A 25080-nucleotide genomic window follows, 5' to 3' on the forward strand; every position below is an offset into this window, starting at 1 on the left:
CAAGCACACCATGGCTATCTTCCTCACCAAGGACAGCAAGGTCATCGTCCAGGGCATGACCGGTGCCACGGGCATGAAGCACACCAAGCTCATGCTGGGTGACGGCACCAACATCGTCGGTGGCGTGAACCCCCGCAAGGCCGGCACGACCGTCGACTTCGACGGCACCGAGGTCCCGGTCTTCGGCTCCGTCGCCGAGGCGATGGAGAAGACGGGCGCCAACGTCTCCGTCCTCTTCGTCCCGCCGGCCTTCGCCAAGGCCGCCGTGGTCGAGGCGATCGACGCCGAGATCCCGCTCGCCGTCGTCATCACCGAGGGCATCGCCGTCCACGACTCCGCCGCCTTCTGGGCGTACGCGCAGTCGAAGGGCAACAAGACCCGCATCATCGGCCCGAACTGCCCCGGTCTCATCACCCCGGGCCAGTCCAACGCCGGCATCATCCCGGGCGACATCACGAAGCCGGGCCGCATCGGCCTGGTCTCGAAGTCCGGCACGCTGACGTACCAGATGATGTACGAGCTCCGTGACATCGGCTTCTCGTCCGCCGTCGGCATCGGCGGCGACCCGGTCATCGGCACCACGCACATCGACGCCCTCGCCGCGTTCGAGGCCGACCCCGACACCGACCTGATCGTCATGATCGGCGAGATCGGCGGCGACGCCGAGGAGCGTGCGGCGGACTTCATCGCGAAGAACGTCACCAAGCCGGTCGTCGGCTACGTCGCGGGCTTCACCGCGCCCGAGGGCAAGACCATGGGCCACGCCGGCGCCATCGTCTCCGGCTCCTCCGGCACCGCCCAGGCGAAGAAGGAGGCCCTCGAGGCCGCCGGCGTCAAGGTCGGCAAGACGCCGACCGAGACCGCCAAGCTGGCGCGCGCGATCCTCGCGGGCTGAACCAGCGACTGAGGCAGCGCCTCGACCGCACAGGTGGGCCCCGCCCCCTCCCGGGAAACCGGCAGGGGGCGGGGCCCGCTCGCGTTCGCGCTCCTGCTTCCGCGCGATCCCGTCACTGCGTCTCGGGGACCAGTCGCTCCGGGCCGTGGTGGGGGCGGGAGCGGAGGTTGTCGCGCAGCTGCACGTCCTCCGGGGTGAGCTTCTGCGAGCCACCGCGCACCGGCACGCCGTTGACCGTCTCGCCGGGGTGGTTCACGGGCAGGTACTGCGTGGGCGCGGTCGCGGCCGTGAAGGCCGTGATCCCGATGAGCGCCGCCGTCACGGCGAGCACCCCGCGCGTCCACATCCGGGCCTGCCGCTCGCTGCCCGTCCGTACGCTCCGGGCCTCCGCGAGCGTCACCGTCGGCGCCTCCGCGACCAGCGCGTTCAGGCGCCGGTGGAGGGCGTCGGGGTCGGCCAGCTCGGGGACGCGCTCGCCGATGACGGTACGGGCGTGCAGGAGACGGTTGGCGGCGGCGGGGGTGCTCGCCTCGGTCTCGGCGGCCGTGTCGGGCAGGTCGAGACCGAGCCCGTCGTAGAGCAGGACGGTACGGCGGTACGGGGGCGGCAGTTCGAGCAGCGCCCCGAGCAGGTCCCGCCGCCCGGCCTCGGCGGGCGGGGCGTCGGGGTGCTTGTGGCTGCGGCGCAGCCGGTGCCAGGGGGAGAGCGCGTACTCGTACGCGGCCGCCCGCACCCAGCCGACCGGATCCCGGTCGACCGCGACCTCCGGCCAGTGCTGCCAGGCGTGGTGGAAGGCGTGTTCCACGGACTCCCGGGAGAGCCGGCGGCGGCCGGTGAGCAGGTAGGTCTGGTGGACGAGACCGGGCGCCGCGTACGCGTAGAGGGCGTCGAAGGCCTCTTCCGGGGTGAGCGAGGGCTCGTCGGGGGCCGCGGCGACCGGGGGTTCCGCGGGGACCGGGGGCGCGGCGGGGGGCGGGGGCCCCGAAGGCGCGGCAGGGGGCGATGCCTGAGGCGTGGCGTCCACGGGTTTCAGCTTCTCCAGGGGCTGCTGGGCGGCCGCCCAGCCGGTCCGGACGGCTCGCGGAGCCCGCTGACCACCGCCGGAGCCGGGCGTGGCCGCCGCCGGGGCCTTGGGCGGCTTCGCGGCGCGCTTGGCCGCGGCCCTCGGCCGGGTGTGGGCGGGGGGCGTGGAGGGGGTGGGGGGCGCGGTGGGCTCGGCGGGGGGCGCCGGCTTGGATGCGGGCGCGGGCGTGGGGGCGGGCGCGCCCTCGTCCTCGTACGCGCCGATGAGCTTCGCGTACGCCTCCTGCTTCCGCCCGCGGGGTGTGGTGCGGCCGGTCTCCCAGGATCGGACGGTGGCCCGGGTGACTCCCATGGCCTCCGCGACCTGGTCCTCGCTCAATCCCCTGGCCTCGCGCAGTCTGCGCAGTTCCTTGGGGGTGGGCATGCTCCGGTTCATCGGCGACGACCTCCCGCAGGGCAGCTCCGGGCGGAAAAGTACATAAACGTATCTTGAGCGACACAACGGCGTTTTGCCTGTTACGCGAGAAAAGCGCGTGTCGTTGGCAGCATGGGCGCGTGACCCACCTGACCGAGCACACCGCCGCGTCGCCGGCCGAGTCCCTGGTCCAGGGCGGCCGGTCCGCCGCCCTCGCGACCGCGTTCGTGCGCGGCGGGGTCGCGGCGGGGCTCGGGCTCGGAGCCCTCGCGGTCCTGGTGACGGCGGCCTGGATCAGCTCGCCGTACCCCGACAGCGGTCCGGGCGAGGCCCTGCACACGGCCGCCGGTCTCTGGCTGCTCGCCCACGGCGTGGACCTGATCCGCGCGGACACCGTCGCCGGCCTGCCCGCGCCGCTCGGGGTCACCCCGCTCCTGCTCATGGCGCTGCCGGCCTGGCTCGTGCACCGGACCGCGCGCTCCATCCTGGAGCCGTATCCGGAGGACCGGGCGGCCCCGGTGGCGGCCGTGACGGCCGTGTGCGGCGGGTACCTGCTGGTCGCGGCCGGGGTGGTGCTCTACTCGGCGAGCGGCTCGCTCCCCGCCGACCTGCTGAGCGCCGGACTGTGGCTGCCCCTGACGGTGGGCGCCTTCGCCGCGCTCGGCGCCTGGACGGCGGCCGGCCGCCCCCTCCCGCGCCAGGAGCACGCGGCCGTGGCCCTGCGCTCGGCGGCGCCCGCCCTCGTGGTCCTGCCGGCCGGCGGGGCGGCGGTGTTCGGGGCCTCGCTGGTCTGGCACGCGGGCGCCGCACAGGAGTCCTTCGCCGGGCTCGCGGGGGAGTGGTCGGGGCGCCTGTCCGTCCTGCTCCTGGCGCTCGCACTGGTGCCGAACGCGGCGCTGTGGGGGACCTCGTACGGCCTGGGGCCCGGGTTCGCGCTGGGTACGGGCGCCTCGGCGACCCCGCTTGGCCTCACCGGCGACCCGGCCGTCCCGCCCTTCCCGCTGCTGGCCGCGCTGCCCGGCGAGGGGGCGGGGAGCTGGGCGCACTGGGCCGCCCTGACGGTCCCCTGCGTGGCCGCCGTGGTCCTCGGCGCGGGCGTGGGCCGGTCGGCGCGGGCCTGGACGACCCGGGAGGCGGCGCTGACGGCCCTGATCGGCGCCTGGTTGTGCGGGGCGGTGACGGCCCTGCTCGCGGGGGCCGCCGGAGGACCCCTCGGCGCGGGTCGGCTCGCTGCCTTCGGCCCGGTGTGGTGGCAGGCCGGGGCGGCGGCGGTGCTGTGGTGCGCGGCGGTGGGGGTGCCGGTGGCGCTGGGCGTACGGGCCTGGGGCCTGCGCGGCACGAATCCGGCGCCGGACGTGCGGGCGGGGGCGTGGGCGGAGACCTGGGCGGAGCCCCGGTCGGCGGCCCGGGCGCAGACCCCGGTCCAGGCCGCCCCCGTCCCGCTCGCCGTCGGTGCGCCCGCGGACGAGGGCGACGGGGAAACGGGCGACGGAGAGGACGGAGAGGGCGAGGGAGAGGGAGCCGGCTACGACGACGCCGGATTCGAGTCGTACGACTACCTCCCGGCAGCCTGGGAACCGGCCCTGCCGACCCCGACCCCGACCCCGACCCCGAGCCCGACCCCGACCCCGACCCCAGCCGTGCCGACGCCGCCGCCCGCCGCAGCGACCCCGACCCCGTCGCCCGCCGCACCGTCCTCGCCTCCGGCGCAGCCGGTCGCGCCGCCCGCCCCGCCGGAGGGCGACGCGCGGTAGCGCTACTCCCGGACGCCGATGACGTCCCGCAGCGGCTCAGGCAGCAGCTCGTTGCAGGCCAGCTGGCCCGACTTGGTCAGAGCGTCGTCGGCGCAGGTGTAGAAGTCGCGGTAGACGAGCTGGAGGGTGAAGCCGCCCGCGACGATCAGCAGGGACAACGCCGCCGCGATCAGCCCGCTCACCGCCGCCGTGCGCATCGTGCGCGCGGCCAGGCCGGCGGGGGCCGCCGGCCGCGCCGGCGCCTGCTCGGCCGTCGCGCCCTGGCCCCGCGGCTGTCCGGCGGCCGGCGTCTGCCCCTGACCTTGCCCCTGTCCCGGGGTCTGCGCCTTCGGCTTGGCGCGCAGCGCGCTGATCGCCCAGTACAGACCGAGGGCACCCAGGAGCAGCGCCAGTTCCGGGATCTCGAAGAGGGCGAAGAAGAAACCCCACATGCCCGCGAGCAGGGAGTAGCGCGCCCGCCGCTGCATCGGATCCGTCGGGTCCCACCGGGGTCCCGGGCCCTGGCCCTGCCCGTCGGGCCCGGAGGAGCGCTCCGGGCGGCGGCCGAAACCGTCGGAGGAACGGCCGGGCTGGCGGCTGCTCCAGCGGCCTCCGGAGCGGCCGGAGCCGTCGGCGGGCCCGGTCGGCCCGGACTGCCCGGACGACGCGTCGTCGCCCGAACCCTCCGGCCGCCGCGGCTGCCACGGCTGGTCCGGCTGCCCCTCGGGCGGCGGCGCGAACGGGTTGTTGTCGTCCGTGGACTGGCGTTCCGGCATCTGCTGAACGTCTTCCCTCTGTCGTCGCAACTGCTGTCTCAACTGCCGTCTCGGCTACGGGCCGAACCACCGGTTCGGCGCCAGGTTCAACTGCGGGCCCGGTCACGGGCTCACGTGTCGTGAACCCGACGCTACCCCCCGGCCACGCCCCCGTCCCGTGGGGGCCTTCCGGTGTGCCGGTATCGTTGCTGACGGTCGGGCCCTTCGTAGGGTTCCCCGTATCCGGAGGCACGATTCGTTCGTGCGACCGTACAAACACCACGGAAAGAGTGACCCAGTGGCCGCCGCCCGCCTCGTCGTCCTGGTCTCCGGCTCCGGCACCAACCTCCAGGCCCTGCTCGACGCGATCGCCGCCGCCCCCGGGGGCCCCGAGGGCTACGGCGCCGAGATCGTCGCCGTCGGCGCCGACCGCGACAACATCGCCGGTCTCGAGCGTGCCGAGCGCGCCGGTCTCCCCACCTTCGTGTGCCGGGTGAAGGACCACGCGACCCGCGAGGAGTGGGACCGCGCCCTGACCGAGGCCACCGCCGCGTACGAGCCCGACCTCGTCGTCTCGGCCGGCTTCATGAAGATCGTCGGCAAGGAGTTCCTCGCCCGCTTCGGCGGCCGGGTCGTCAACACCCACCCGGCGCTGCTGCCCAGTTTTCCCGGTGCCCATGGAGTGCGGGACGCCCTCGCGTACGGCGCGAAGGTCACCGGATGCACCGTCCACTTCGTCGACGACGGTGTCGACACCGGACCGATCATCGCCCAGGGCGTGGTCGAGGTCCGGGACGAGGACGATGAAGCCGCGCTCCATGAGCGCATCAAGGAAGTCGAGCGCTCGCTGCTCGTCGAGGTCGTGGGGCGTCTGGCCCGGCACGGCTACCGCATTGAGGGACGAAAGGTAACAATCCCGTGACCGCCGAAGGTACGAAGCGTCCGCTTCGCCGCGCACTCGTCAGCGTCTACGACAAGACCGGCCTCGAGGAGCTGGCCCGCGGCCTGCACGAGGCGGGTGTCGCCCTCGTCTCCACCGGTTCCACCGCCTCGAAGATCGCCGCGGCCGGCGTCCCGGTCACCAAGGTCGAGGAGCTCACCGGCTTCCCCGAGTGCCTGGACGGCCGGGTCAAGACCCTGCACCCGCGCGTGCACGCCGGCATCCTCGCCGACCTGCGTCTTGAGGACCACCGCAACCAGCTCGCCGAGCTGGGCGTGGAGCCCTTCGACCTGGTCGTCGTGAACCTCTACCCGTTCAAGCAGACCGTCGCCTCCGGTGCCACCCCGGACGAGTGCGTCGAGCAGATCGACATCGGCGGCCCGTCGATGGTCCGCGCCGCCGCCAAGAACCACCCGTCCGTGGCCGTGGTCACCTCCCCGGAGCGGTACGCCGACGTCCTCGCGGCGGCCAAGGAGGGCGGCTTCGACCTGACCGCCCGCAAGCGCCTGGCGGCCGAGGCCTTCCAGCACACCGCCGCGTACGACGTGGCGGTCGCCTCCTGGTTCACCGACAGCTACGCGGCCGACGAGGACGCCGAGCTGCCGGAGTTCCTCGGCAAGACCTGGGAGCGCAAGTCCTCCCTGCGCTACGGCGAGAACCCGCACCAGAGCGCGGCGCTCTACACCGACGGTCTGCGCGGCGGACTCGCCAACGCCGAGCAGCTGCACGGCAAGGAGATGTCCTTCAACAACTACGTGGACACCGAGGCCGCCCGTCGCGCCGCCTTCGAGCACGACGCGCCCTGCGTCGCGATCATCAAGCACGCCAACCCGTGCGGCATCGCGATCGGCGCGGACGTCGCGGAGGCGCACCGCAAGGCGCACGCGTGCGACCCGCTGTCCGCGTTCGGCGGCGTCATCGCCGTCAACCGGCCCGTCTCCGTCGAGATGGCCGAGCAGGTCGCGGAGATCTTCACCGAGGTCATCGCGGCCCCGGACTTCGAGGACGGCGCGGTCGAGGTCCTGGCGCGGAAGAAGAACATCCGGGTCCTGAAGGTCGAGGGCTACCCGGCCGCCATGATCGACGACATCAAGCCCATCTCCGGCGGCGCGGTCGTCCAGCACCTGGACCTCTTCCAGGCCGAGGGCGACGAACCGGCGAACTGGACGCTCGCGACCGGCGAGGCGCTCTCGGCCGACGAGCTCGCCGAGCTGGCCTTCGCGTGGAAGGCCTGCCGCGCCGTGAAGTCCAACGCGATCCTGCTCGCGAAGGACGGCGCGTCGGTCGGTGTCGGCATGGGCCAGGTCAACCGCGTCGACTCGGCGAAGCTCGCGGTCGAGCGCGCCGGCGAGGAGCGGGCGCGCGGCGCGTACGCGGCCTCGGACGCCTTCTTCCCGTTCCCGGACGGTCTTGAGATCCTCACGGCGGCCGGCATCAAGGCGGTCGTGCAGCCGGGCGGCTCGGTCCGCGACGAGCAGGTGATCGAGGCCGCGAAGAAGGCGGGCGTGACGATGTACCTCACGGGCACGCGCCACTTCTTCCACTGACGGCGACGGGGCCGCCACCGACGGCGGCCCGGCGTACGAGACACCCCGGGGCCCGCTGGTGCGACCAGCGGGCCCCGGTTCTGCCCCCGGCGCTCTGGTCTAATGGGTTGCTCTTTTGTCGGCGGCTCTAGGTGGGGGCGCGATGTTGGAAGTACAGAACGGGGTGCCGGCCCAGGCCGCCGCCCCGGAGACCGAGCGCGCCGGTCGGGCCGACGGACCCGACGGTCCTGCCGGATCGGGCGGAGCGGCCGGATCAGCCGGATCGGTCGGCTCCGAGGCGGTCGGGCGCGACCTCGCCGCCGCGCCCGTGCTCCCGTACGCCCTGGTGGCAGGCGTCCTCTGCGCCCTCTACTTCCTCTACTCCTGGGTCCAGTACGCGCACTTCCGCACGCCTTCCTGGGACCTCGGGATCTTCAACCAGTCCGTCCGGGCCTACGCCGAGTTCCGGGCCCCGATCGTCGACATCAAGGGCCCCGGCTTCCTCATACTCGGGGACCACTTCAGTCCCGTGACGGCCCTCCTCGCGCCCCTGTACTGGATCTGGTCCTCGCCGCTCGCCCTGCTCTTCGCGCAGGCCGCGCTCTTCGCAGCCTCGGCCGTGGTCGTCGGCCGCACCGCCCACCAGGTGCTCGGCAGCCGCGCGGCCGGTCTCGGGCTCACGGTCGCCTACGGGCTCTCCTGGGGCCTCCAGGAAGCCGTCAAGTCCGACTTCCACGAGATCGCCTTCGCCGTCCCGCTGCTCGCCCTGACCTGCCGCGCCCTGCTCCTCGGCCGCTGGACCGCCGCCGTCGCCTGGTCGGCACCCCTGGTCCTGGTCAAGGAGGACATGGGGCTCACCGTCGCCATGGTCGGCGCCGTCCTCTTCCTCAAGGGGCAGAAGCGGCTCGGCGCGGCCCTGGCCGCCTTCGGCGCCGCGTTCTTCGCCCTCACGGTCCTGGTCCTGATCCCGGCCGCGAGCCGCGTCGGCCAGTACGACTACTGGGCCAAGATCGAGAAGTCCAGCGAGGGCGCGGACGTCCCCCTCACCCAGGTCCTGCTCAACGCGCTGGGCTCCGACGTGAAGTGGGAGATGGTCTTCTTCCTCGTCGGCATCACGGGCTTCCTGGCGCTGCGCTCCCCGCTGCTGCTGCTCGTCCTGCCGACGCTCGGCTGGCGCTTCCTCTCCCAGGACCCGAACCACTGGGGGATGATCTGGCACTACAGCGCCATCCTGATGCCGATCGTCTTCCTCGCCCTGGTCGACGCGGTCCGCGCGGTCCGCACCTCGCCGCGCGCCTGGCTCGTGGCGTACGGACGGGTCGCCGTCCCCGTCGCCACGGCCGTCGCGATCGTGCTCGCCCTCGACCTGCCGCTGCGGGAGCTGCTGCGCTCGGAGACGTACCGCACGGACGCCCGGACGCTGGAGGCCCGGCAGGCGGTGGACGCGGTGCCGACGGGGGCGAGCGTCGAGACGAACGTGCCGCTCATGGCGCACCTCACCGCCGACCGCACGGTCTACTGGGTCGGTGGGGCGAAGGGCGTCAGCCCCGACTACCTCGCCCTGGACATCTCCTCCGGCTGGTCCCAGCCGGTCACGGACCCCGTGCAGCTGGCGTCCCAGCTGCATCCGGAGGCGCGGTACGAGGTGTCGGCGCGGGCGGGACAGTTCGTGGTGCTCAGGCGGAGCTGAGAGGCGTACGCGCCCGTGCACGCCGAAGGGGCCCGGTTCCGAGAACGGAACCGGGCCCCTTCGCTGTGGCCTGGGCCGGTGATCAGTACTGCTGGCGCGGACGGTTGAACCAGGCCGCGCCGTCGGCCTTCGCCACGAAGACGATGATCAGGATGCCGAGCACGAGGCTGATGATGCCGGCGGGCAGCGAGAAGATGCTGAACAGCACCATGAACGAGGCGTAGACGATGGTGCAGACGCGAACGCCGCCGGCGCCCGTCTTGAACTTGGCGGCGAGCACCATGCCGAGAACGCCGATGATCGCCGAGAAGATGCCGAGACCGATCAGCACGCCCTGGCCCAGGTCCGCGAACATCTCGGCGTCGGCCGACGAGGCGCCGGACCGCTCGAGCTCGCCCTCGATCGCGAACGACATGGCGATGATGGCGAGCGCGCCGATCACGTTGAGGCTGGCGATGATCCAGAGGATCACGCGGGCCGACTTCACACCGCCCGGCATCTCCATGACCGCGCCCGGGTAACCGCCCGCGCCGTACGGCTGCTGGATCGGGGGAGCCTGCGGGTAGCCGTAGCCGGGCTGCTGGCCCTGCTGCTGGGGGTAGCCGTAGCCCGGCTGCTGCCCCTGCGGCTGGCCGTAAGGGTTGTTCGGTTCGCCGAAGCTCATCGCGGGATTCCTCCGTTGGTCTGTGCGGGGACGACGCGGCCCGCGACGGAGGATCTTTTACGGCATATGAGCGGTTCGCCCCCCGGCACTGCCCGCGGCAGTTCGCCGTTATCGTCGTCGTACCGTCGACTTTTTGTCCAGTCGGTAGTCGGGGCTTTGTGCGAGTGCAACCTTTCGCGAACGGTTCCGTCCGCCTCCGCGCGGTCCCCGTGCAGGCGAATTGGAACTAGCGGTGGGTCATCCGGGAGGATGGGCCCATGAGCGCCCAGATTCTCGATGGCAAGGCCACCGCAGCCGCGATCAAGACCGAACTGGCCGTCCGCGTGGCGGCCCTGAAGGAGCGGGGCGTCACGCCCGGCCTCGGCACGATCCTGGTCGGCGACGACCCGGGCAGCCAGAAGTACGTCGCCGGCAAGCACCGCGACTGCGCGCAGGTCGGTATCGCCTCCATCCAGCGCGAGCTGCCCGCGACCGCCACGCAGGAGGAGATCGAGGCGGTCGTCCGGGAGCTCAACGAGGACCCCGCGTGCACCGGGTACATCGTCCAGCTCCCGCTGCCCAAGGGGATCGACGAGAACCGCGTCCTGGAGCTGATGGACCCGGCCAAGGACGCCGACGGCCTGCACCCGACGAACCTGGGCCGGCTCGTCCTGAACGAGCCCGCGCCGCTGCCGTGCACCCCCAACGGCATCATCACGCTGCTGCGCGACCACGGCGTGGAGATCAACGGCGCGGAGGTCGTGGTCGTCGGGCGCGGTGTCACGATCGGCCGCCCGATGCCGCTGCTGCTCACCCGGCGCTCGGAGAACGCGACGGTGACGCAGTGCCACACCGGTACGCGTGACCTGTCCGCGCACCTGCGGCGGGCGGACATCGTCGTCGCCGCCGCGGGCGTGCCGCACCTGATCAAGCCCGAGGACGTGAAGCCGGGCGCGGCCGTCCTGGACGTCGGCGTCTCGCGCGACGGCGAGGGCAAGATCGTCGGCGACGTGCACCCGGGGGTGACCGAGGTCGCGGGCTGGATCTCCCCGAACCCCGGCGGTGTGGGTCCGATGACCCGCGCGCAGCTGCTCGTCAACGTCGTCGAGGCCGCCGAGCGCGCGGCCGCGGCGCTCTGACGATGACGTCGAAGGTCGTGGGGGGCGACGCACCGGGCGCGGAGGGCGCGGAGGGCTCCGGGACGTCCGGGGCCTCCGGGGCCTCCGGGACGTCCGGGGCTTCCGAGCGGGCCGAGGGGGCCGCGGGGGGCGCGGCTGACTCGGGCGCGCCCACGGGCGCCGAGGGCGTGAACGGCGCCGGCGGCGCGGACGGTGCCAAGGCTGTCGAGGGCGCCGACAGTGGCGAGGGCGTCAACGGTGCCGATGGTGTCCTGCCGGCCGGTACGGGCTCCGTCTCCGGCTCCGGTACGGGTGCCCCCGCACCGGCCGGGCGTACGCGGCGGCCCCCGTCGCTCACGACCGACACCGCGCGTCCCGAAGGCGGCGGACGGGCCGCCGCAGGGGACGCTCCGGCCCCCGCGCGCCAGTGGCCGCTGCTGACGGTGCTCGGGCTCGCGGTGCTGGGGCTCCTGATCGTCGGTACCGATCTCTTCGCGCAGTCGTTCCGCGTCGGCACGATGCTCGTCGGCCTCGCGCTGCTCGTGGGTGCGTGTCTGCGGCGCACGCTGCCCTCGGTCGGCATGCTCGCCGTACGGTCGCGCTTCACCGACATGGTCACGTACGGCGTCATGGGCGGGCTCATCGTGCTGCTGGCGCTCATGGTGCAGCCGGACCCGTGGCTGAAGATCCCGTTCCTGGAGGACATCCTCCATCTGACGATCACTTAGGAGCGGCGCCCGCCCTCTCCCCCGTGGGAGGGCGGGCGCCGTTCCTCTGTGAGGGTCATGTACGTGCCAATCAGGTGCAAGGTCCGCCCGTTCGTTGTGGCACGGAAGTGACCATTCCGCCACTCCGTCACTCCCGTGTACCAGCACGTCCCGTACTCCCGCGCTCTCCAGGGAACTGCCATCCTGGGCGGAGGGATCCTGCTGGGGGTCGCGAGGACGCGAGGGGGACCGCACATGCCTCGTTGGCAGGCGCTGCCTGACGAACTCGACCCGCGCGTGCGCGAGTTCGCCGGCCGGTTAAGGCACCTCGTCGACCGCAGCGGGCTGAGCGTCGCCGCCGTCGCCGACCGCACCGGCTACAGCCGGACCGCCTGGGAGCGGTACCTCGACGGTCGCCTCCTCGCGCCGAGGGGCGCCGTCCTCGCGCTCGCCGAGGTGACCGGCGCCGATCCCGGACGGCTCACGGCGGAACGCGAGCGGGCCGAGCGCGCCTGGAACGGCTCCGAGCAGGGCCCGAGGGGCGCCGGTGGCCTCGCCCCCGGCGTGAACGCCTCGACGGAGACCAGCGTCAGCAGCAGCCACAGCCACAGCACCACCGCCGGCCCGGAAAGCACAGGCCCGACCGCCGTCACCGACGACATGGTTCGCTCCGGCCCCAACGGCCCCAACGGCCCCATTGGTCCCAACAGCCCCACCGGTCCCAACGGCGACGCAGGGCGCACCGGCCCAACCGGCCCAACCGGCCCAACCGGTCCAAGCGGCCCGACCGGCAGGCCGGAGCCGGCCCCCGCCCCGCCCTCCGAACCGCCCCGCCGCCCCGCCGCCGCCCTGCGCGTGCTCCTGCTCCTCACCGGCGTGCTCGGCGCCCTGCTCGTCGTCACCGCCGCCGTCCTCCTCGCCGATCTCGGCGGCGGAGGCGGCAGCGGCGGCAGCGGCGGAGACGGTTCCGGCGGTGGCGACCGGGGCTCCGCGGCCACGCGCACGCCCGGCACGTCCCCCGCCTCTCCCGGGGCCTCCGGGGCGGGTACCGGCACGTCGCCGCTCCCCTCCGGAGTGAAATGCTCCGGCGCCGGATGCACCGGCCAGGACCCCGAAGGCATGGGCTGCGGAGGCACGTTCGCCACCACCGTCTCCCGCGCCCCGGTCGGCTTCGCCGGGCAGATCGAGGTGCGGTTCAGCAGGACCTGCGGTGCCGCCTGGGCGCGGGTCACCGGGGCGGCGCCCGGCGACACCCTGCACGTCACCGCCGCCGGAGGCGGCCAGGACGTGACCGTGGGCGCCGATCCGGACGCGTACAGCCCGATGGTCGCGACGGCGGACGGGACGGACGTGCGGGCGTGCGCGGCGCCCGCGAACGGCACCCGCGTCTGTACGGGAGGGCGCTGACCCCAGTCGGGTGGCAGTGAGCCGGACCACAAGGGGGTGGGGGTTCGACCCGTCCCGGGTCGGATAGCCTGACCGCTGGAAAATCTCTTCACGTCGAGACACCGATCGATCAAGAAGAGCTGTCCAGCACCCGGGGCAGGGCCCCCACCCGCCAGCTGTCTTACGGAGATCGCCATGACCCGCACTCCCGTGAATGTCACCGTGACCGGCGCGGCCGGCCAGATCGGCTACGCGCTGCTGTTCCGCATCGCCTCCGGCCACCTGCTCGGCGCGGACGTGCCGGTCAAGCTGCGCCTCCTCGAGATCCCGCAGGGCGTCAAGGCCGCCGAGGGCACCGCCATGGAGCTCGACGACTGCGCCTTCCCGCTGCTCAAGGGCATCGACATCTTCGACGACCCGAACCAGGGCTTCGAGGGTGCGAACGTGGCGCTGCTCGTCGGCGCCCGCCCGCGCACGAAGGGCATGGAGCGCGGTGACCTGCTCGCCGCCAACGGCGGCATCTTCAAGCCGCAGGGCAAGGCCATCAACGACCACGCCGCGGACGACATCAAGGTCCTGGTCGTCGGCAACCCGGCCAACACCAACGCCCTGATCGCCCAGGCCGCGGCCCCGGACGTCCCGGCCGAGCGCTTCACCGCGATGACCCGCCTCGACCACAACCGCGCGCTGTCGCAGCTGGCCGCCAAGACCGGCGCGTCGGTCGAGGACATCAAGCGCCTCACGATCTGGGGCAACCACTCGGCGACCCAGTACCCGGACGTCTTCCACGCGGAGATCGCCGGCAAGAACGCCGCCGAGGTCGTCAACGACGAGGCGTGGCTGGCCGACACCTTCATCCCGACCGTCGCCAAGCGCGGCGCCGCGATCATCGAGGCCCGTGGCGCGTCCTCGGCCGCCTCCGCCGCCAACGCCGCCATCGACCACGTCCACACCTGGGTCAACGGCACCGCCGAGGGCGACTGGACCTCCATGGGCATCCCGTCGGACGGCTCCTACGGTGTCGCCGAGGGCCTCATCTCCTCGTTCCCCGTCACCTGCAAGGACGGCAAGTACGAGATCGTCCAGGGCCTGGACATCAACGCGTTCTCCCGCGCCCGGATCGACGCCTCGGTGCAGGAGCTGGCGGAGGAGCGCGACGCGGTCCGCGAGCTCGGCCTCATCTGAACCTGAGGTCTGAGACCCACCCCGCACACCCCACCGCCCCCGGCCGCTTCGGCCGGGGGCGGTGCGTTTTCCGGTGCCTACTTCTTGTACTGGCCCGGCGTGTAGTGGCCGGGCGTCATGCGGGTGGTGAGGGCGATGCGGTTCCAGGCGTTGATGACGGTGATGGCGCTGATGACCCGCGCCAGCTCCGTCTCGTCGAACTGGGCGGCGGCCCGCGCGTACACCTCGTCCGGGACGAAGCCGTCGGTGACGACGGTGACGGCCTCGGTCAGTTCGAGCGCGGCGAGCTCGCGCTCCGTGTAGAAGTGCCGCGACTCGGCCCAGGCGCTGAGCTGGACGATTCGCTCCACGGACTCGCCTTCGGCGAGGGCGTCCTTGGTGTGCATGTCGATGCAGAACGCGCAGTGGTTGACCTGCGAGGCCCTGATCTTGATCAGGTGGTAGAGGGTGGAGTCGATGTGCTCGGCCGCGGCCTGGTCGAGCCGCCGCATGGCCCGGTAGAACTCGGGGACGCGCTCGCCGAAGTTGAGGCGGGGCGCGTGCTCCGCGGCGTACTCGGGCTTCAGGGTCGGGCTTGTGGTCGTCGTCGTCATGCTTCTCACCGTACGAGCGGGGTGGCGCAGGAGTATGGTCCATTCGTATGGCAGATGAGTGGGCCACTTTTGGGGCCGACCTCCACTTGGACCTGCGCGGCGCGGGGGCGCGTACGGGCCTGCGAGCCGCGCTGATGGACGCGCTGCGGGAGGCGGTGCGCAGCGGGCGACTGGCCGCGGGCGTACGTCTGCCGTCCTCGCGCACGCTCGCCGCCGACCTCGGGATCGCCCGCAACACGGTCGCCGACGCCTACGCCGAGCTGGTCGCCGAAGGCTGGCTGACCGCCCGCCAGGGCTCCGGGACGCGGGTCGCGCAGCGGTCGGTGCCGCGCCGGCGGACCGGTTCGGGCGGGGCGGGCGGTTCGGGCGGTCAGGGCGGCACGCGGACCGGGTCTCCGGCCCGCTCGGGCCGGACCACACCGACGTATGACCTGAAGCCGGGCGTGCCCGACCTCGCCTCCTTCCCGCGCGCCGAATGGCTCAAGGCATCCCGGCGGGCGCTGACGGCGGCGCCCCACGAGGCGTTCGGCTACGGCGATCCGCGCGGCAGGATCGAGCTGCGCACAGTGCTCGCCGAGTACCTCGCACGAGCACGGGGCGTGTACGCGCGGCCGGAACGGATCGTGCTCTGCGCGGGGTTCGTGCACGGCCTCTCGCTCATGGGCCAGGTGCTGCGGGCCCGGAGGGTGCGGGAGGTGGCGGTCGAGGCGTACGGGCTCGACGAGCACTGGCGGCTGCTGACCCGCTCGGGGCTGCGGCTGCCCGCCCTGCCGTACGACGAGCTGGGCACGAGGACCGAGGGGCTGCCCGGGATGAGGGGGGTCGGCGCGGTGCTGATGACGGCCGCCCACCAGTTCCCGCTCGGCGGCGCCCTCCACCCTGACCGGCGGGTCGCGGCCATCGACTGGGCGCGGTCCTCGGGCGGGCTCGTCCTGGAGGACGACTACGACGGGGAGTTCCGCTACGACCGCCAGCCCGTCGGCGCCCTCCAGGGCCTCGACCCGGAGCGGGTGGTGTATCTGGGCACTGCCAGCAAGTCTCTCGCTCCCGGGCTGCGGTTGGGGTGGATGGTGGTGCCGGAGAGCCTCGTGGGCGAGGTGGTCGAGGCGAAGGGCCACATGGACTGGTCGGGCAGCGCGCTCGACCAGTTGACGTTCGCGGAGTTCCTGGCGTCGGGGGCGTACGACCGCCATGTACGGGCGATGCGGCTGCGCTACCGCCGGCGGCGCGACGAACTGGTGGCGGCGCTGGCCGCGCACGCGCCGCGGACCCGGGTGAGCGGCATCGCGGCCGGCCTCCACGCGGTCCTGGAACTCCCGGCGGGCCAGGAGCCGGAGGCCCTGCGCTCCGCCGCGTGGCAGGGGCTCGCGGTGCGCGGCCTGAGCCACTTCCGCCACCCGGACACCGCCCCGGCCCAGGACGGCCTGGTGGTCGGCTACGCCACGCCCCCGGACAGCGCCTGGTCGGGCGCCCTCGCGGCCCTGTGCCGCGTCCTGCCGACGGCCTGACGGCGTGACGGCGTGACGGCGTGGCGCCGTGAAGCCGTGAAGCCGTGACGACTTGGCGCCGTGCCGTCTTGGCGGCGACGCGCCCGTACGCGCCCGTACGCGCCCGTACGCGCCCGTACGCGCGCGTGGCACGGGGGAGCAGCCGGGCCCGGCCGGAGCTCAGGGCGCCGGGCTCTCCGTACGGGCGTCCCTGTCCTCGTCCTCGTCCCGCACCGGCGCCTCGCCGAACCGCGCCAGGACCAGCGCCCCCGCGACGGCGATCGTGAAGCCGAGGATCGCCAGCCACGCCAGGCCCTCCCGCGTCCGGTCGCCCAGCCACACCACCCCGACCAGCGCGGGGCCGATCGTCTCGCCCAGGACCGCGCCCGCCGTCGCCGTCGTCACCGAACCCCGTTGCAGCGCCGAGGTCAGCAGCAGGAACGCGGCCCCGCCGCCGACAAGGAGCGCGTAGAACGCGGGGTTGGTCAGGTCGATCCCGTCGATCAGCCGGACCGCCACCTCCACCACCCCGAAACCGAACCCCGCTCCAAGGCCGAGCGCGAGCGCGCGCGGCCCCTCGGGCAGTCGCCCCGCGAGGGCGCCGATCCCGAGCACGCCGAAGGCCGTCGCCAGCATCGCCCACCGCAGCGCGTCCGAACCGGTCTCGTCGCCCTCCGTCCCCGAGGAGACGGCCAGCATCGCCAGACCCCCGCAGACGACCGCCACCGCGCCCCACTCCACGCGGCTCAGCCGGGCCTTCAGCAGCCAGGAGGCGACCACCGCGGTCACCGCCAGGCTCGCGGCGAGCGCGGCGCCCACGGTGTAGATGGGGAGCGAGAGCAACGCGACGATCTGGAGACCGAAGCCGATCCCGTCCAGCGAGAGACCGGCCAGATATCGCCACTGCCGTACCGCGCGCAGGAACAGGGCGACATCGACTCCGGCGCCCGTCCCCGGCGTCGCCGCCCGGGCGCCGAGCGCCTGCAGAACCGAGGCCGTACCGAAGCAGACCGACGAGGCCAGCGCGCAGATCATCCCAAAGAGCACGAAAGGACTCTAGTGCGGGGCCGCTCGAACAGCGGCTTAAACTGTGCGGTCGCGACCACGGGATGGGGAGGCAGATTCATGCGCAGGCTGAGGTCGAGCACGGTCGTGCTCGGCGGTATGGGAGTGCTCGCGGCGACGATCACCTCCTGCGGATCCGAGCCCGACAAGCGGTGTGTCGACCCGCTGACGCGCGAGAAGCTCCCGAGCTACGAGTGCGAGAGCGGCCGCGGGAGCAGCGGCAGCGGCACGGCCCGCGGCTCGTACTACTACGGCGGCAGCGTCAGCGACAACAGGGTCAGCGGCGGCAGCTTCGACAAGAAGGCCGTCGACACCGGAGGCTTCGGCTGCTCCGGTTCCAGCGGCGGCTGAGCGGGCGGACGACAGGGCATGCGGCGGCACACGATCGAACCCCGGCCGGGGTGGCAGCAGACGGTGGAGGAGCAGGGGCTCGTCTACCCCCTGACCCGCTACCCCGACGACTCTCTGCGCCCGTACTGGGACGAGAGCGCGTACTACTCCTTCACCCTGCCCGAGGTCGAGGCGTTGGAGGAGGTCGTCGAGGAACTGCACGCGATGTGCCTGGCGGCGGCCGCCCACATCGTCGAGCACGACCGGTTCGCCGACCTCGGCCTGACCGATCCGCGGCTCGCCTCCCTCGTCGCCGAGTCCTGGCGCCGCCGGGCCGAACTGCCCTCGCTCTACGGCCGGTTCGACCTGCGCTACGACGGTACGGGCCCGGCCAAGATGCTGGAGTACAACGCCGACACGCCGACCTCGCTGGTCGAGGCCGCGAGTCCGCAGTGGTTCTGGATGGAGGATCGTTTCCCCGGAGCCGACCAGTGGAACTCGCTGCACGAGCGGCTCGTTGACGCCTGGAAGCGTCAGGCGCCGCTGCTGCCGCCGGGCAGCCCGGTGCACTTCGTCCACTCCGAGGGGGACGAGCTCGGCGAGGACCTGATGACGGTCGCGTATCTGCGCGAGACCGCCCAGCAGGCCGGGCTCGACACGGAGGCCCTGTCGGTCGAGCAGATCGGCTGGGACCGGCTCTCGGGCCGGTTCGTGGACGACCGGCTGCGGTTCATCCGCAGCTGCTTCAAGCTGTATCCGTGGGAGTGGCTGGCCACGGACCGCTTCGGTCCGTACGTCCTGGACACCCTCGACAACGGCGGGGGTACGGGCACGACCTGCTGGATCGAGCCCGCGTGGAAGATGCTGCTTTCCAACAAGGCGCTGCTGGCGATCCTCTGGGAGCTGTACCCGGACCACCCGAACCTGCTGCCCGCCTACCTCGACGGCCCGCGCGAACTCGCCGAGCGCGGCGGCTACGTCGCCAAGCCGCTCCTCGGCCGCGAGGGAGCGGGGGTCACCGTCCACGAGCCGGGCTCGGCGCCCGCCGCGCGAGACGAGCCATGCTGCTACCAGGAGTTGGCCCCGCTGCCGGACTTCGACGGCAACCGGGTGGTGCTCGGCGCGTGGGTCGTCGAGGACGAGGCGGCGGGGCTCGGCATCCGGGAGTCGGCGGGCCTGATCACGGACGAGTACGCCCGCTTCCTGCCGCACGTCATCCTCTGAGCCCTGGCGAGGGCTACTCCGGTACGTACTCCCTGAGCGGCGCGGGCTTCAGGCCGGCCGCCTCGGCGGCGGCCAGTGCGCGGGTCAGATCCTGCTCCAGCGTCTCGTTGAAGTGCAGCAGGATGATGTCGCCGGCCTTGAGGGTGGGGGTCGGCGGGGTCCACTGGCCCCAGGTGGTCAGGTCGTACGTCCAGGTCACCAGGGCCTTCGCGCCACAGGCGCGGGCGGTGGTGCGGGTGGTCTCGTCGTACGTGCCGTAGGGCGGGCGGAGCAGCCGGGGGCCGTCGCCGAACTCGGCGAGGTGCTGGTCCCGCGCGCCGCAGACCTCCGCCTTCTGGCCGGCCGCGTCGAGTCCGGTCAGGTCCGGGTGGTTGACGGTGTGGTTCTCGACCCGGGAACGGCCGTGGTCGAGGAGCGTGTGGAAGTAGCCGGAGTCGTACGAGTAGGCGCCCGGGAGCAGGAAGAGCGAGGCGGGCACCCGGCGGTCGATGAGGATCTTGGCGGCGGCGGGGTCGTGGAACCAGCCGTCGTCGATGGTGATGAAGACGACCGGGTCGGTGGTCTCGACATGGGAGACGACGGGGACGGGCGCGGGCCAGGCCGCCGTCGGGGCGGCCTGCGCGGGGCCCGCGAACGCGCCGAGCAGCGCGAGCGGGACGAGAACGGCGAGTGCGCCGCGCAGCGCGCGGCGAGGGCGGGGTCTCGGCATGGCGGCATCATTGGCCTAGACCAACTGTGCTGTCAATGCCCCGAGTTGCCCCGCCCCCACCCCAGGAACCGGACCCGCCCGGTCCACCGGGTCGAGGCCCGAGGCCCGGCTCACCGGTTCAGGGCCCCGAGGCCCGGCCCGTCAACCCAGGCCGGTGAGGCCGTTCACCGGCGCCCGGCGCCCGGCGCCCGGCGTCCGGCGTCCGGCGTCCGGGCCGCTCAGCCCGCGAGTACCGCCCGGAGTTGCTCCAGGCCCCAGTCCAGGTCCTCCTTGCTGATCACCAGCGGCGGTGCGATCCGGATCGTCGAGCCGTGGGTGTCCTTCACCAGCACGCCCCGTTCCATCAGCTTCTCCGAGATCTCCCGGCCCGAGCCCCGCGACGGTGCGATGTCCACGCCCGCCCACAGGCCGCGGCCCCGCACCGCCTCGACCGCGCCGCCGCCCACGAGCAGTCCCAGCTCCGCGTGCAGATGCTCGCCCAGCTCCGCCGCCCGCTGCTGGTACTCGCCCGTCCGCAGCATCGCGATCACCTCCAGGGCCACCGCGCACGCCAGCGGGTTCCCGCCGAACGTCGAGCCGTGCTCGCCCGGCCGGAACACCCCCAGCACGTCCCGGTCGGCGACCACCGCCGAGACCGGGACGACCCCGCCGCCCAGCGCCTTGCCCAGGACGTACACGTCCGGCACCACGCCCTCGTGCTCGCAGGCGAACGTCCGCCCGGTCCGGCCGAGGCCCGACTGGATCTCGTCCGCGATGAACAGCACGTTCCGCTCCCGGGTCAACTCCCGCACCCCGCGCAGATATCCGGGCGGCGGGACGAGCACCCCCGCCTCGCCCTGGATCGGCTCGATCAGCACCGCCACCGTGTGGGCGGTCACCGCCGCCTCCATCGCCGTCAGATCGCCGTACGGCACGATCTCGAAGCCCGGCGTGTACGGGCCGTAGTGGTCGCGGGCCTCGTGGTCCGTGGAGAAGCTGACGATCGTCGTGGTCCGGCCGTGGAAGTTGTTCGCCGCGACCACGATCTTCGCGTGCCCGTCCGGCACGCCCTTGACCTCGTACCCCCACTTCCTGGCGGTCTTCACCGCCGTCTCGATCGCCTCCGCGCCCGTGTTCATCGGCAGGACCATGTCCTTGCCGCACAGCTCCGCGAGCCGGGTGCAGAACTCCGCGAAGCGGTCGTGGTGGAACGCCCTCGACGTGAGCGTCACCCGCTCCAGCTGCGCCCGCGCCGCGTCGATCAGCCGGCGGTGGCCGTGCCCGAAGTTGAGCGCCGAGTACCCGGCGAGCATGTCGAGGTAGCGGCGCCCTTCGACATCGGTCATCCAGGCCCCGTCGGCCGTGGCGACGACGACGGGCAGGGGGTGGTAGTTGTGCGCGCTGTGCGCCTCCGCGGAAGCGATCGCGTCTTGCGTACTCGACACGGGATCTCCGTTCGTCCTGCGGCCAGGGGCGGGTGTGGCTCCCTTTCCTATCGTCGCTCGGATACCGGACGAAGAAACCTTGAGCGACGGCGCGCCCGCTAATGTGGAAACACGCACGGCGACTGGCGTACGGGGAATCGACCCTGGGGGAGCCGTGCGCGGCAGACCACACGCGGTGCCGCCCGCCTGGGCACCACAAGGACCCCGTCCCGTGTGGTGCCGCGCCGAATCGCACGCACCGCTCCGGGACCCGCCGCCGCTACGCCCGGAGGAACGCCATGAGCGACATGACGAGCACCACCCACCACCCCGCCCTCTCCGCCGCCGACCCCGAACTCGCCGCGCTCGTCGGAGCCGAGGAGCGGCTGCAGGCCGAGACCCTGCGGCTGATCCCCAGCGAGAACTACGTCTCCGCCGCCGTCCTGGAGGCCTCCGGCACGGTCCTGCAGAACAAGTACAGCGAGGGCTACCCCGGCCGCCGGTACTACGAGGGCCAGCAGAACATCGACCAGGTCGAGACTCTCGCCGTCGAGCGCGCCAAGGCCGTCTTCGGCGTCGACCACGCCAACGTCCAGCCCTACTCCGGTTCCCCCGCCAACCTCGCCGTCTACCTCGCCTTCGCCGAGCCGGGCGACACCGTGATGGGCATGGCCCTGCCGATGGGCGGCCACCTCACCCACGGCTGGGGCGTCTCCGCCACCGGCCGGTGGTTCCGCGGCGTGCAGTACGGCGTCCGCCAGGACAACGGGCTCGTCGATCTCGACGAGGTCCGCGAACTCGCTCTCAAGGAGCGCCCGAAGGTGATCTTCTGCGGTGGCACCGCGCTGCCCCGCACGATCGACTTCGCCGGCTTCGCCGAGATCGCCCGCGAGGCCGGGTCCGTCCTGGTCGCCGACGTCGCCCACATCGCCGGGCTGATCGCGGGCGGCGCCCACCCCTCACCCGTCCCGTACGCCGACGTCATCTCGACGACCACCCACAAGACCCTGCGCGGCCCGCGCGGCGCCATGCTGATGTCCCGCGAGGAGCACGCCAAGGCCCTCGACAAGGCCGTCTTCCCCGGCCTGCAGGGCGGTCCTCACAACCAGACCACTGCGGCCATCGCCGTCGCCCTGCGCGAGGCCTCCCAGCCCTCCTTCCGCGACTACGCCCACGCGGTCGTCGCCAACGCCAGGGCCCTCGCCGAGGCGCTGCTCGCCCGCGGCTTCGACCTGGTCTCCGGCGGCACCGACAACCACCTGATCCTGATGGACCTCACCCCCAAGCAGGTCCCCGGCAAGGTCGCCGCCAAGGCCCTCGACCGCGCCGGGATCGTCGTCAACTACAACACCGTCCCCTACGACCCCCGGAAGCCCTTCGACCCCTCCGGCATCCGCATCGGCACCCCCTCGCTCACCTCCCGCGGCCTCGGCACCGCGCACATGGCCCAGGTCGCCGACTGGATCGACCGGGGCGTCGCCGCCGCGGGCTCCGGCGACGAGGACGCGCTCCGCACGATCCGCGCCGAGGTCGCGGAGCTGATGGCCGCCTTCCCCGCCCCGGGCCTCCCGGTCTGATCCGACGCCGAACCAACCGGCCGGACCTCCAGCCGTCGAGCCGTCCCGCCGTCGAGGTCCGGCCGGTCGGCGGGCGCTCAGCCGGCCGACTCGGCCATGCGACGGGCCTCCTCCAGGGACGGTTCGCCCTCGAGCCGCAGGGTCAGGGCCCCCGCGTTCCTCGTCCAGAGGAGCGTGGGGCCCGCCGTGCGGACGGAGTGCGTCCACTCCTGGCCGCTCGGGTCCGTCATCGGGACGCTCAGCAGATGCGGCTCGGCGAACCAGTAGCCCTCGGCGCCGTCCGGCAGGTCGACCCACTCCGGCTGCGTCCGCACCTGCTTGGCGAAGCCCGGGGCGAGCCGCGCAGGGAACTCGTCGAGACGGACCGTCCCGCCGTCCTTCCCGCGCCAGCACAGGCTGATCACCGCCCGGCCCTGCTCCGCCGAGCCGGTCACCGACACCGCGTGCGGAGTGCCGAGGGCGCTCGGTATCAAGGGCTCGAACCCCGCCCGTCGCCCCGCCTCCTCCAAGGGAACGGCCCCTTCGCACCCCGGGACCGCCGCGCCCGGCGACGGACGCGCCCCCGGGTCGTACCGGACCTCGACCCCGCCGAAGCCGAACCACTCCGCCACCGTCGCCCGCACCGGGGGCGTGAGCACCAGGACCACCAGGAGCCCGGAGAAGGCCGCGAGCAGCGCCCTCCAGCGCCGGCGCACGGACCCGCGCAGGGCCTCGAAGCGTCGCCGCCGCACCGGCGTCGGCACCCGCTCCGCCAGGAGCTGAGCGAGCACCCGCTCGGCCATGGTCTCCCCGCCCACGTCCGGCACCTTCAGCCGCCGCCCCAGCTCCCGCAGCTCCTCCGGCAGGCCGTCCCCGTGCCCGCCCGGTGACCTGTCCCCGTGCCCGCCCGTGGCCCCGTCCCCGCGCCCGCCCGCGAACCCGTCCCCGTGCCTGCCCTGGGACCCGTCACCGTCCGCCCGCTCGTCCGTCATGCTCCTCACCTCCTTCCTCTCCCTCCAGCACGAGCCCGAGCTTCTTCAACGCCCGGCTCAGCCGGGACTTCACCGTGCCGCGCGGCCAGCCCAGCGCGGCCGCGGTCTCCGTCTCGTCCAGCTCCAGCAGATAGCGGTGGATCACCACCTGCCGATGGTCGTCGCCAAGCCCGTCCAGCGCCCCGAGCAGCTGAAGGCGTCTCTCCCGCTCCTCGGCCGCGATCGCCGGATCCGCCCCCTCCGGTATCAGCGGCTCCGCGGCGAGCAGCTCCGCCTCCCGCCCCGCGACCGCCCGCTGCCGGCCCGCCGCGCGCACTGTGTTCCTCGTCTCATTGGCCACGATCCGCAGCAGCCACGGACGGAAGGCCGCCCCCTCCTTGAACCGCCCCAGCGACCGGTACGCCTTGAAGAAGGCCTGCTGCACCACGTCCTCGGCCTCCGCGCCCGCGCCGTACGCCACCGCCGCCCGCAGCGCGACCGCCGTGTGGGCGCGGACCAGCGACGCGTACGCCTCCGCCTCCCCGGCGCGCACCCGTGCGATCACCGCCGACTCGTCCACGACGCACCGGCCCCCCTCCAGCGTCCTCACACCTTGAATACACCGGCCGACCCCGATCGGTTCCCAGTCCGGGATGGCCCGGTGAACCTGAGAGAATGTGAGGCATGGCCTCTGACAGTCCCCGTGTGCTCTCCGGAATCCAGCCCACCGCAGGCTCGTTCCACCTCGGCAACTACCTCGGTGCCGTCCGCCAGTGGGTCGCGCTTCAGGAGACCCACGACGCCTTCTACATGGTGGTGGACCTGCACGCGATCACGGTTCCGCAGGACCCGGCCGAGCTCCGCGCGAACACCCGGCTCGCCGCCGCGCAGCTGCTCGCCGCCGGTCTCGACCCGGAGCGCTGCACCCTCTTCGTCCAGAGCCATGTGCCCGAGCACGCGCAGCTCGGCTGGGTGATGAACTGCCTCACCGGCTTCGGCGAGGCCTCCCGCATGACCCAGTTCAAGGACAAGTCGTCCAAGCAGGGCGCCGACCGGGCCACCGTCGGCCTCTTCACGTACCCGATCCTCCAGGTCGCCGACATCCTGCTCTACCAGGCCGACCAGGTCCCGGTCGGCGAGGACCAGCGTCAGCACATCGAGCTGACCCGCGACCTCGCGGAGCGGTTCAACGGGCGCTTCGGCGAGACGTTCACGATCCCGGCGCCGTACATCCTCAAGGAGACCGGGAAGATCTACGACCTGCAGGACCCGACGATCAAGATGAGCAAGTCGGCGTCCACGCCGAAGGGTCTGATCAACCTGCTCGACGAGCCGAAGACGACGGCGAAGAAGGTCAAGAGCGCGGTCACCGACACCGACACGGTCATCCGCTTCGACCCGGAGAGCAAGGCCGGCGTCTCCAACCTGCTCTCGATCATGTCCACGCTCACCGGGACGAGCATCCCCGAGCTGGAACAGAGCTACGAGGGCAAGATGTACGGCGCGCTGAAGACCGACCTGGCCGAGGTCATGGTGGACTTCGTCACGCCGTTCCGGACCCGTACGCAGGAATACCTGGACGACCCGGAGACGCTGGACTCGCTCCTGGCCAAGGGCGCGGAGAAGGCGCGGGCGGTCGCTGCCGAGACCCTGGCGCAGACGTACGAGCGGGTGGGCTTCCTGCCCGCCAAGCACTGAGTCCAAGGACCCTGGCCACAGGGGTGGT

The 25080-nt window shown here is 73.1% G+C and carries 23 protein-coding genes and 1 riboswitch; of the genes, 14 read left to right on the top strand and 9 right to left on the bottom strand.

Annotated features, from left to right (window positions below):
• Positions 1–10: 10 nt before the first annotated feature.
• Positions 11–895, top strand: coding sequence for a succinate--CoA ligase subunit alpha (sucD, locus tag ACF09C_RS32820; protein ID WP_362426387.1), 885 nt, complete (start codon positions 11–13; stop codon positions 893–895).
• 112 nt (positions 896–1007) lie between these two features.
• Here the strand turns inward: sucD and ACF09C_RS32825 are convergent, their stop codons facing one another.
• On the bottom strand, positions 1008–2342 hold the full coding sequence (locus tag ACF09C_RS32825; RefSeq protein WP_392096780.1) for a helix-turn-helix domain-containing protein: 1335 nt from the start codon (positions 2340–2342) through the stop codon (positions 1008–1010).
• A gap of 131 nt (positions 2343–2473) precedes the next feature.
• Here ACF09C_RS32825 and ACF09C_RS32830 point away from each other — a divergent pair, with 131 nt between their 5' ends.
• Positions 2474–4087, top strand: coding sequence for a DUF6350 family protein (locus tag ACF09C_RS32830; protein ID WP_392096781.1), 1614 nt, complete (start codon positions 2474–2476; stop codon positions 4085–4087).
• A 2-nt stretch (positions 4088–4089) separates the two neighbouring features.
• Here ACF09C_RS32830 and ACF09C_RS32835 read toward each other — a convergent pair whose 3' ends face one another.
• Entirely contained in the window at positions 4090–4842 is a 753-nt protein-coding gene (locus ACF09C_RS32835) for a hypothetical protein (protein WP_392096783.1), read from the bottom strand.
• Between the two features lie 277 nt (positions 4843–5119).
• Between ACF09C_RS32835 and purN the strand changes: the two genes are divergently transcribed.
• The 3 genes from purN to ACF09C_RS32850 all read left to right on the top strand — a co-directional run bounded on the left by purN (position 5120) and on the right by ACF09C_RS32850 (position 8977).
• Positions 5120–5743 (top strand): phosphoribosylglycinamide formyltransferase, encoded by a 624-nt coding sequence (purN, locus tag ACF09C_RS32840; RefSeq protein ID WP_392096785.1) that lies wholly within the window; start codon positions 5120–5122, stop codon positions 5741–5743.
• Complete coding sequence (gene purH, locus ACF09C_RS32845) at positions 5740–7308, top strand: bifunctional phosphoribosylaminoimidazolecarboxamide formyltransferase/IMP cyclohydrolase (RefSeq protein WP_392096786.1); 1569 nt, start codon at positions 5740–5742, stop codon at positions 7306–7308. Before purN ends, purH begins: the two co-directional genes overlap by 4 nt.
• A 142-nt stretch (positions 7309–7450) precedes the next feature.
• Complete coding sequence (locus ACF09C_RS32850; RefSeq protein ID WP_392096787.1) at positions 7451–8977, top strand: DUF2079 domain-containing protein; 1527 nt, start codon at positions 7451–7453, stop codon at positions 8975–8977.
• Positions 8978–9059: 82 nt separating this feature from the next.
• Here ACF09C_RS32850 and ACF09C_RS32855 read toward each other — a convergent pair whose 3' ends face one another.
• Entirely contained in the window at positions 9060–9641 is a 582-nt protein-coding gene (locus tag ACF09C_RS32855) for a hypothetical protein (RefSeq protein ID WP_362413593.1), read from the bottom strand.
• A 257-nt stretch (positions 9642–9898) separates the two neighbouring features.
• Between ACF09C_RS32855 and ACF09C_RS32860 the strand changes: the two genes are divergently transcribed.
• From ACF09C_RS32860 to ACF09C_RS32875, 4 genes are all read left to right on the top strand, one after another.
• The gene (locus ACF09C_RS32860) at positions 9899–10759 is read left to right on the top strand and encodes a bifunctional methylenetetrahydrofolate dehydrogenase/methenyltetrahydrofolate cyclohydrolase (RefSeq protein ID WP_392096789.1); all 861 of its coding nucleotides are present in this window, start codon (positions 9899–9901) and stop codon (positions 10757–10759) included.
• 2 nt (positions 10760–10761) lie between these two features.
• On the top strand, positions 10762–11466 hold the full coding sequence (locus ACF09C_RS32865; protein WP_392096791.1) for a DUF3017 domain-containing protein: 705 nt from the start codon (positions 10762–10764) through the stop codon (positions 11464–11466).
• A 234-nt stretch (positions 11467–11700) separates the two neighbouring features.
• Positions 11701–12852 carry a helix-turn-helix domain-containing protein gene (locus tag ACF09C_RS32870; RefSeq protein WP_392096792.1) on the top strand — a complete coding sequence of 384 codons (1152 nt, stop codon included), beginning with the start codon at positions 11701–11703 and terminating at the stop codon, positions 12850–12852.
• A gap of 174 nt (positions 12853–13026) precedes the next feature.
• Positions 13027–14016, top strand: a complete 990-nt coding sequence (locus tag ACF09C_RS32875) for a malate dehydrogenase (RefSeq protein ID WP_392096794.1) — start codon at positions 13027–13029, stop codon at positions 14014–14016.
• 77 nt (positions 14017–14093) lie between these two features.
• Here the strand turns inward: ACF09C_RS32875 and ACF09C_RS32880 are convergent, their stop codons facing one another.
• A complete protein-coding gene (locus tag ACF09C_RS32880) occupies positions 14094–14609 on the bottom strand; it encodes a carboxymuconolactone decarboxylase family protein (protein ID WP_392096795.1) in 516 nt (171 codons plus the stop codon).
• 47 nt (positions 14610–14656) lie between these two features.
• On the opposite strand from ACF09C_RS32880, the gene ACF09C_RS32885 reads away from it, so the two are divergent.
• Positions 14657–16117, top strand: a complete 1461-nt coding sequence (locus tag ACF09C_RS32885) for a PLP-dependent aminotransferase family protein (protein WP_392096797.1) — start codon at positions 14657–14659, stop codon at positions 16115–16117.
• A gap of 159 nt (positions 16118–16276) precedes the next feature.
• Here ACF09C_RS32885 and ACF09C_RS32890 read toward each other — a convergent pair whose 3' ends face one another.
• Positions 16277–17143: a hypothetical protein gene (locus ACF09C_RS32890; protein ID WP_392096799.1), complete on the bottom strand. Its 867-nt coding sequence runs from the start codon at positions 17141–17143 to the stop codon at positions 16277–16279.
• A 78-nt stretch (positions 17144–17221) separates the two neighbouring features.
• Between ACF09C_RS32890 and ACF09C_RS32895 the strand changes: the two genes are divergently transcribed.
• Both ACF09C_RS32895 and ACF09C_RS32900 read left to right on the top strand, forming a co-directional pair.
• Positions 17222–17512 (top strand): hypothetical protein, encoded by a 291-nt coding sequence (locus ACF09C_RS32895; RefSeq protein WP_392096801.1) that lies wholly within the window; start codon positions 17222–17224, stop codon positions 17510–17512.
• A gap of 18 nt (positions 17513–17530) precedes the next feature.
• Positions 17531–18715: a glutathionylspermidine synthase family protein gene (locus ACF09C_RS32900; RefSeq protein WP_392096802.1), complete on the top strand. Its 1185-nt coding sequence runs from the start codon at positions 17531–17533 to the stop codon at positions 18713–18715.
• A gap of 13 nt (positions 18716–18728) precedes the next feature.
• Here the strand turns inward: ACF09C_RS32900 and ACF09C_RS32905 are convergent, their stop codons facing one another.
• Together ACF09C_RS32905 and rocD are read right to left on the bottom strand one after the other, a co-directional pair.
• Positions 18729–19424 carry a polysaccharide deacetylase family protein gene (locus tag ACF09C_RS32905; protein ID WP_392096804.1) on the bottom strand — a complete coding sequence of 232 codons (696 nt, stop codon included), beginning with the start codon at positions 19422–19424 and terminating at the stop codon, positions 18729–18731.
• 218 nt (positions 19425–19642) lie between these two features.
• Positions 19643–20848 carry an ornithine--oxo-acid transaminase gene (rocD, locus tag ACF09C_RS32910; protein WP_392096806.1) on the bottom strand — a complete coding sequence of 402 codons (1206 nt, stop codon included), beginning with the start codon at positions 20846–20848 and terminating at the stop codon, positions 19643–19645.
• A 108-nt stretch (positions 20849–20956) separates the two neighbouring features.
• Positions 20957–21047: riboswitch (ZMP/ZTP riboswitch) on the top strand.
• Positions 21048–21135: 88 nt separating this feature from the next.
• Between rocD and glyA the strand changes: the two genes are divergently transcribed.
• Entirely contained in the window at positions 21136–22404 is a 1269-nt protein-coding gene (gene glyA, locus ACF09C_RS32915) for a serine hydroxymethyltransferase (RefSeq protein ID WP_392096981.1), read from the top strand.
• 77 nt (positions 22405–22481) lie between these two features.
• On the opposite strand, the gene ACF09C_RS32920 is transcribed toward glyA, so the two are convergent.
• Together ACF09C_RS32920 and ACF09C_RS32925 are read right to left on the bottom strand one after the other, a co-directional pair.
• A complete protein-coding gene (locus ACF09C_RS32920) occupies positions 22482–23375 on the bottom strand; it encodes a hypothetical protein (RefSeq protein ID WP_392096808.1) in 894 nt (297 codons plus the stop codon).
• Positions 23350–23964, bottom strand: a complete 615-nt coding sequence (locus ACF09C_RS32925; protein ID WP_392096810.1) for an RNA polymerase sigma factor — start codon at positions 23962–23964, stop codon at positions 23350–23352. Before ACF09C_RS32925 ends, ACF09C_RS32920 begins: the two co-directional genes overlap by 26 nt.
• 74 nt (positions 23965–24038) lie before the next feature.
• On the opposite strand from ACF09C_RS32925, the gene trpS reads away from it, so the two are divergent.
• Positions 24039–25052 carry a tryptophan--tRNA ligase gene (gene trpS / locus ACF09C_RS32930; RefSeq protein WP_392096812.1) on the top strand — a complete coding sequence of 338 codons (1014 nt, stop codon included), beginning with the start codon at positions 24039–24041 and terminating at the stop codon, positions 25050–25052.
• Positions 25053–25080: the final 28 nt, after the last annotated feature.

The organism is Streptomyces sp. NPDC014870 (assembly GCF_043081505.1).
Classification (GTDB): domain Bacteria; phylum Actinomycetota; class Actinomycetes; order Streptomycetales; family Streptomycetaceae; genus Streptomyces.

What these genes read in the sequence shown, in the direction of transcription:
- sucD (WP_362426387.1), top strand. Translation starts at nt 11, where the DNA reads ATGGCTATCTTCCTCACCAAGGACAGCAAGGTCATCGTCCAGGGCATG.
- ACF09C_RS32825 (WP_392096780.1), bottom strand. Translation starts at nt 2,342, where the DNA reads ATGCCCACCCCCAAGGAACTGCGCAGACTGCGCGAGGCCAGGGGATTG.
- ACF09C_RS32835 (WP_392096783.1), bottom strand. Translation starts at nt 4,842, where the DNA reads ATGCCGGAACGCCAGTCCACGGACGACAACAACCCGTTCGCGCCGCCG.
- ACF09C_RS32850 (WP_392096787.1), top strand. Translation starts at nt 7,451, where the DNA reads ATGTTGGAAGTACAGAACGGGGTGCCGGCCCAGGCCGCCGCCCCGGAG.
- ACF09C_RS32855 (WP_362413593.1), bottom strand. Translation starts at nt 9,641, where the DNA reads ATGAGCTTCGGCGAACCGAACAACCCTTACGGCCAGCCGCAGGGGCAG.
- ACF09C_RS32860 (WP_392096789.1), top strand. Translation starts at nt 9,899, where the DNA reads ATGAGCGCCCAGATTCTCGATGGCAAGGCCACCGCAGCCGCGATCAAG.
- ACF09C_RS32865 (WP_392096791.1), top strand. Translation starts at nt 10,762, where the DNA reads ATGACGTCGAAGGTCGTGGGGGGCGACGCACCGGGCGCGGAGGGCGCG.
- ACF09C_RS32870 (WP_392096792.1), top strand. Translation starts at nt 11,701, where the DNA reads ATGCCTCGTTGGCAGGCGCTGCCTGACGAACTCGACCCGCGCGTGCGC.
- ACF09C_RS32875 (WP_392096794.1), top strand. Translation starts at nt 13,027, where the DNA reads ATGACCCGCACTCCCGTGAATGTCACCGTGACCGGCGCGGCCGGCCAG.
- ACF09C_RS32880 (WP_392096795.1), bottom strand. Translation starts at nt 14,609, where the DNA reads ATGACGACGACGACCACAAGCCCGACCCTGAAGCCCGAGTACGCCGCG.
- ACF09C_RS32885 (WP_392096797.1), top strand. Translation starts at nt 14,657, where the DNA reads ATGGCAGATGAGTGGGCCACTTTTGGGGCCGACCTCCACTTGGACCTG.
- ACF09C_RS32895 (WP_392096801.1), top strand. Translation starts at nt 17,222, where the DNA reads ATGCGCAGGCTGAGGTCGAGCACGGTCGTGCTCGGCGGTATGGGAGTG.
- ACF09C_RS32900 (WP_392096802.1), top strand. Translation starts at nt 17,531, where the DNA reads ATGCGGCGGCACACGATCGAACCCCGGCCGGGGTGGCAGCAGACGGTG.
- ACF09C_RS32905 (WP_392096804.1), bottom strand. Translation starts at nt 19,424, where the DNA reads ATGCCGAGACCCCGCCCTCGCCGCGCGCTGCGCGGCGCACTCGCCGTT.
- glyA (WP_392096981.1), top strand. Translation starts at nt 21,136, where the DNA reads ATGACGAGCACCACCCACCACCCCGCCCTCTCCGCCGCCGACCCCGAA.
- ACF09C_RS32920 (WP_392096808.1), bottom strand. Translation starts at nt 23,375, where the DNA reads ATGACGGACGAGCGGGCGGACGGTGACGGGTCCCAGGGCAGGCACGGG.
- trpS (WP_392096812.1), top strand. Translation starts at nt 24,039, where the DNA reads ATGGCCTCTGACAGTCCCCGTGTGCTCTCCGGAATCCAGCCCACCGCA.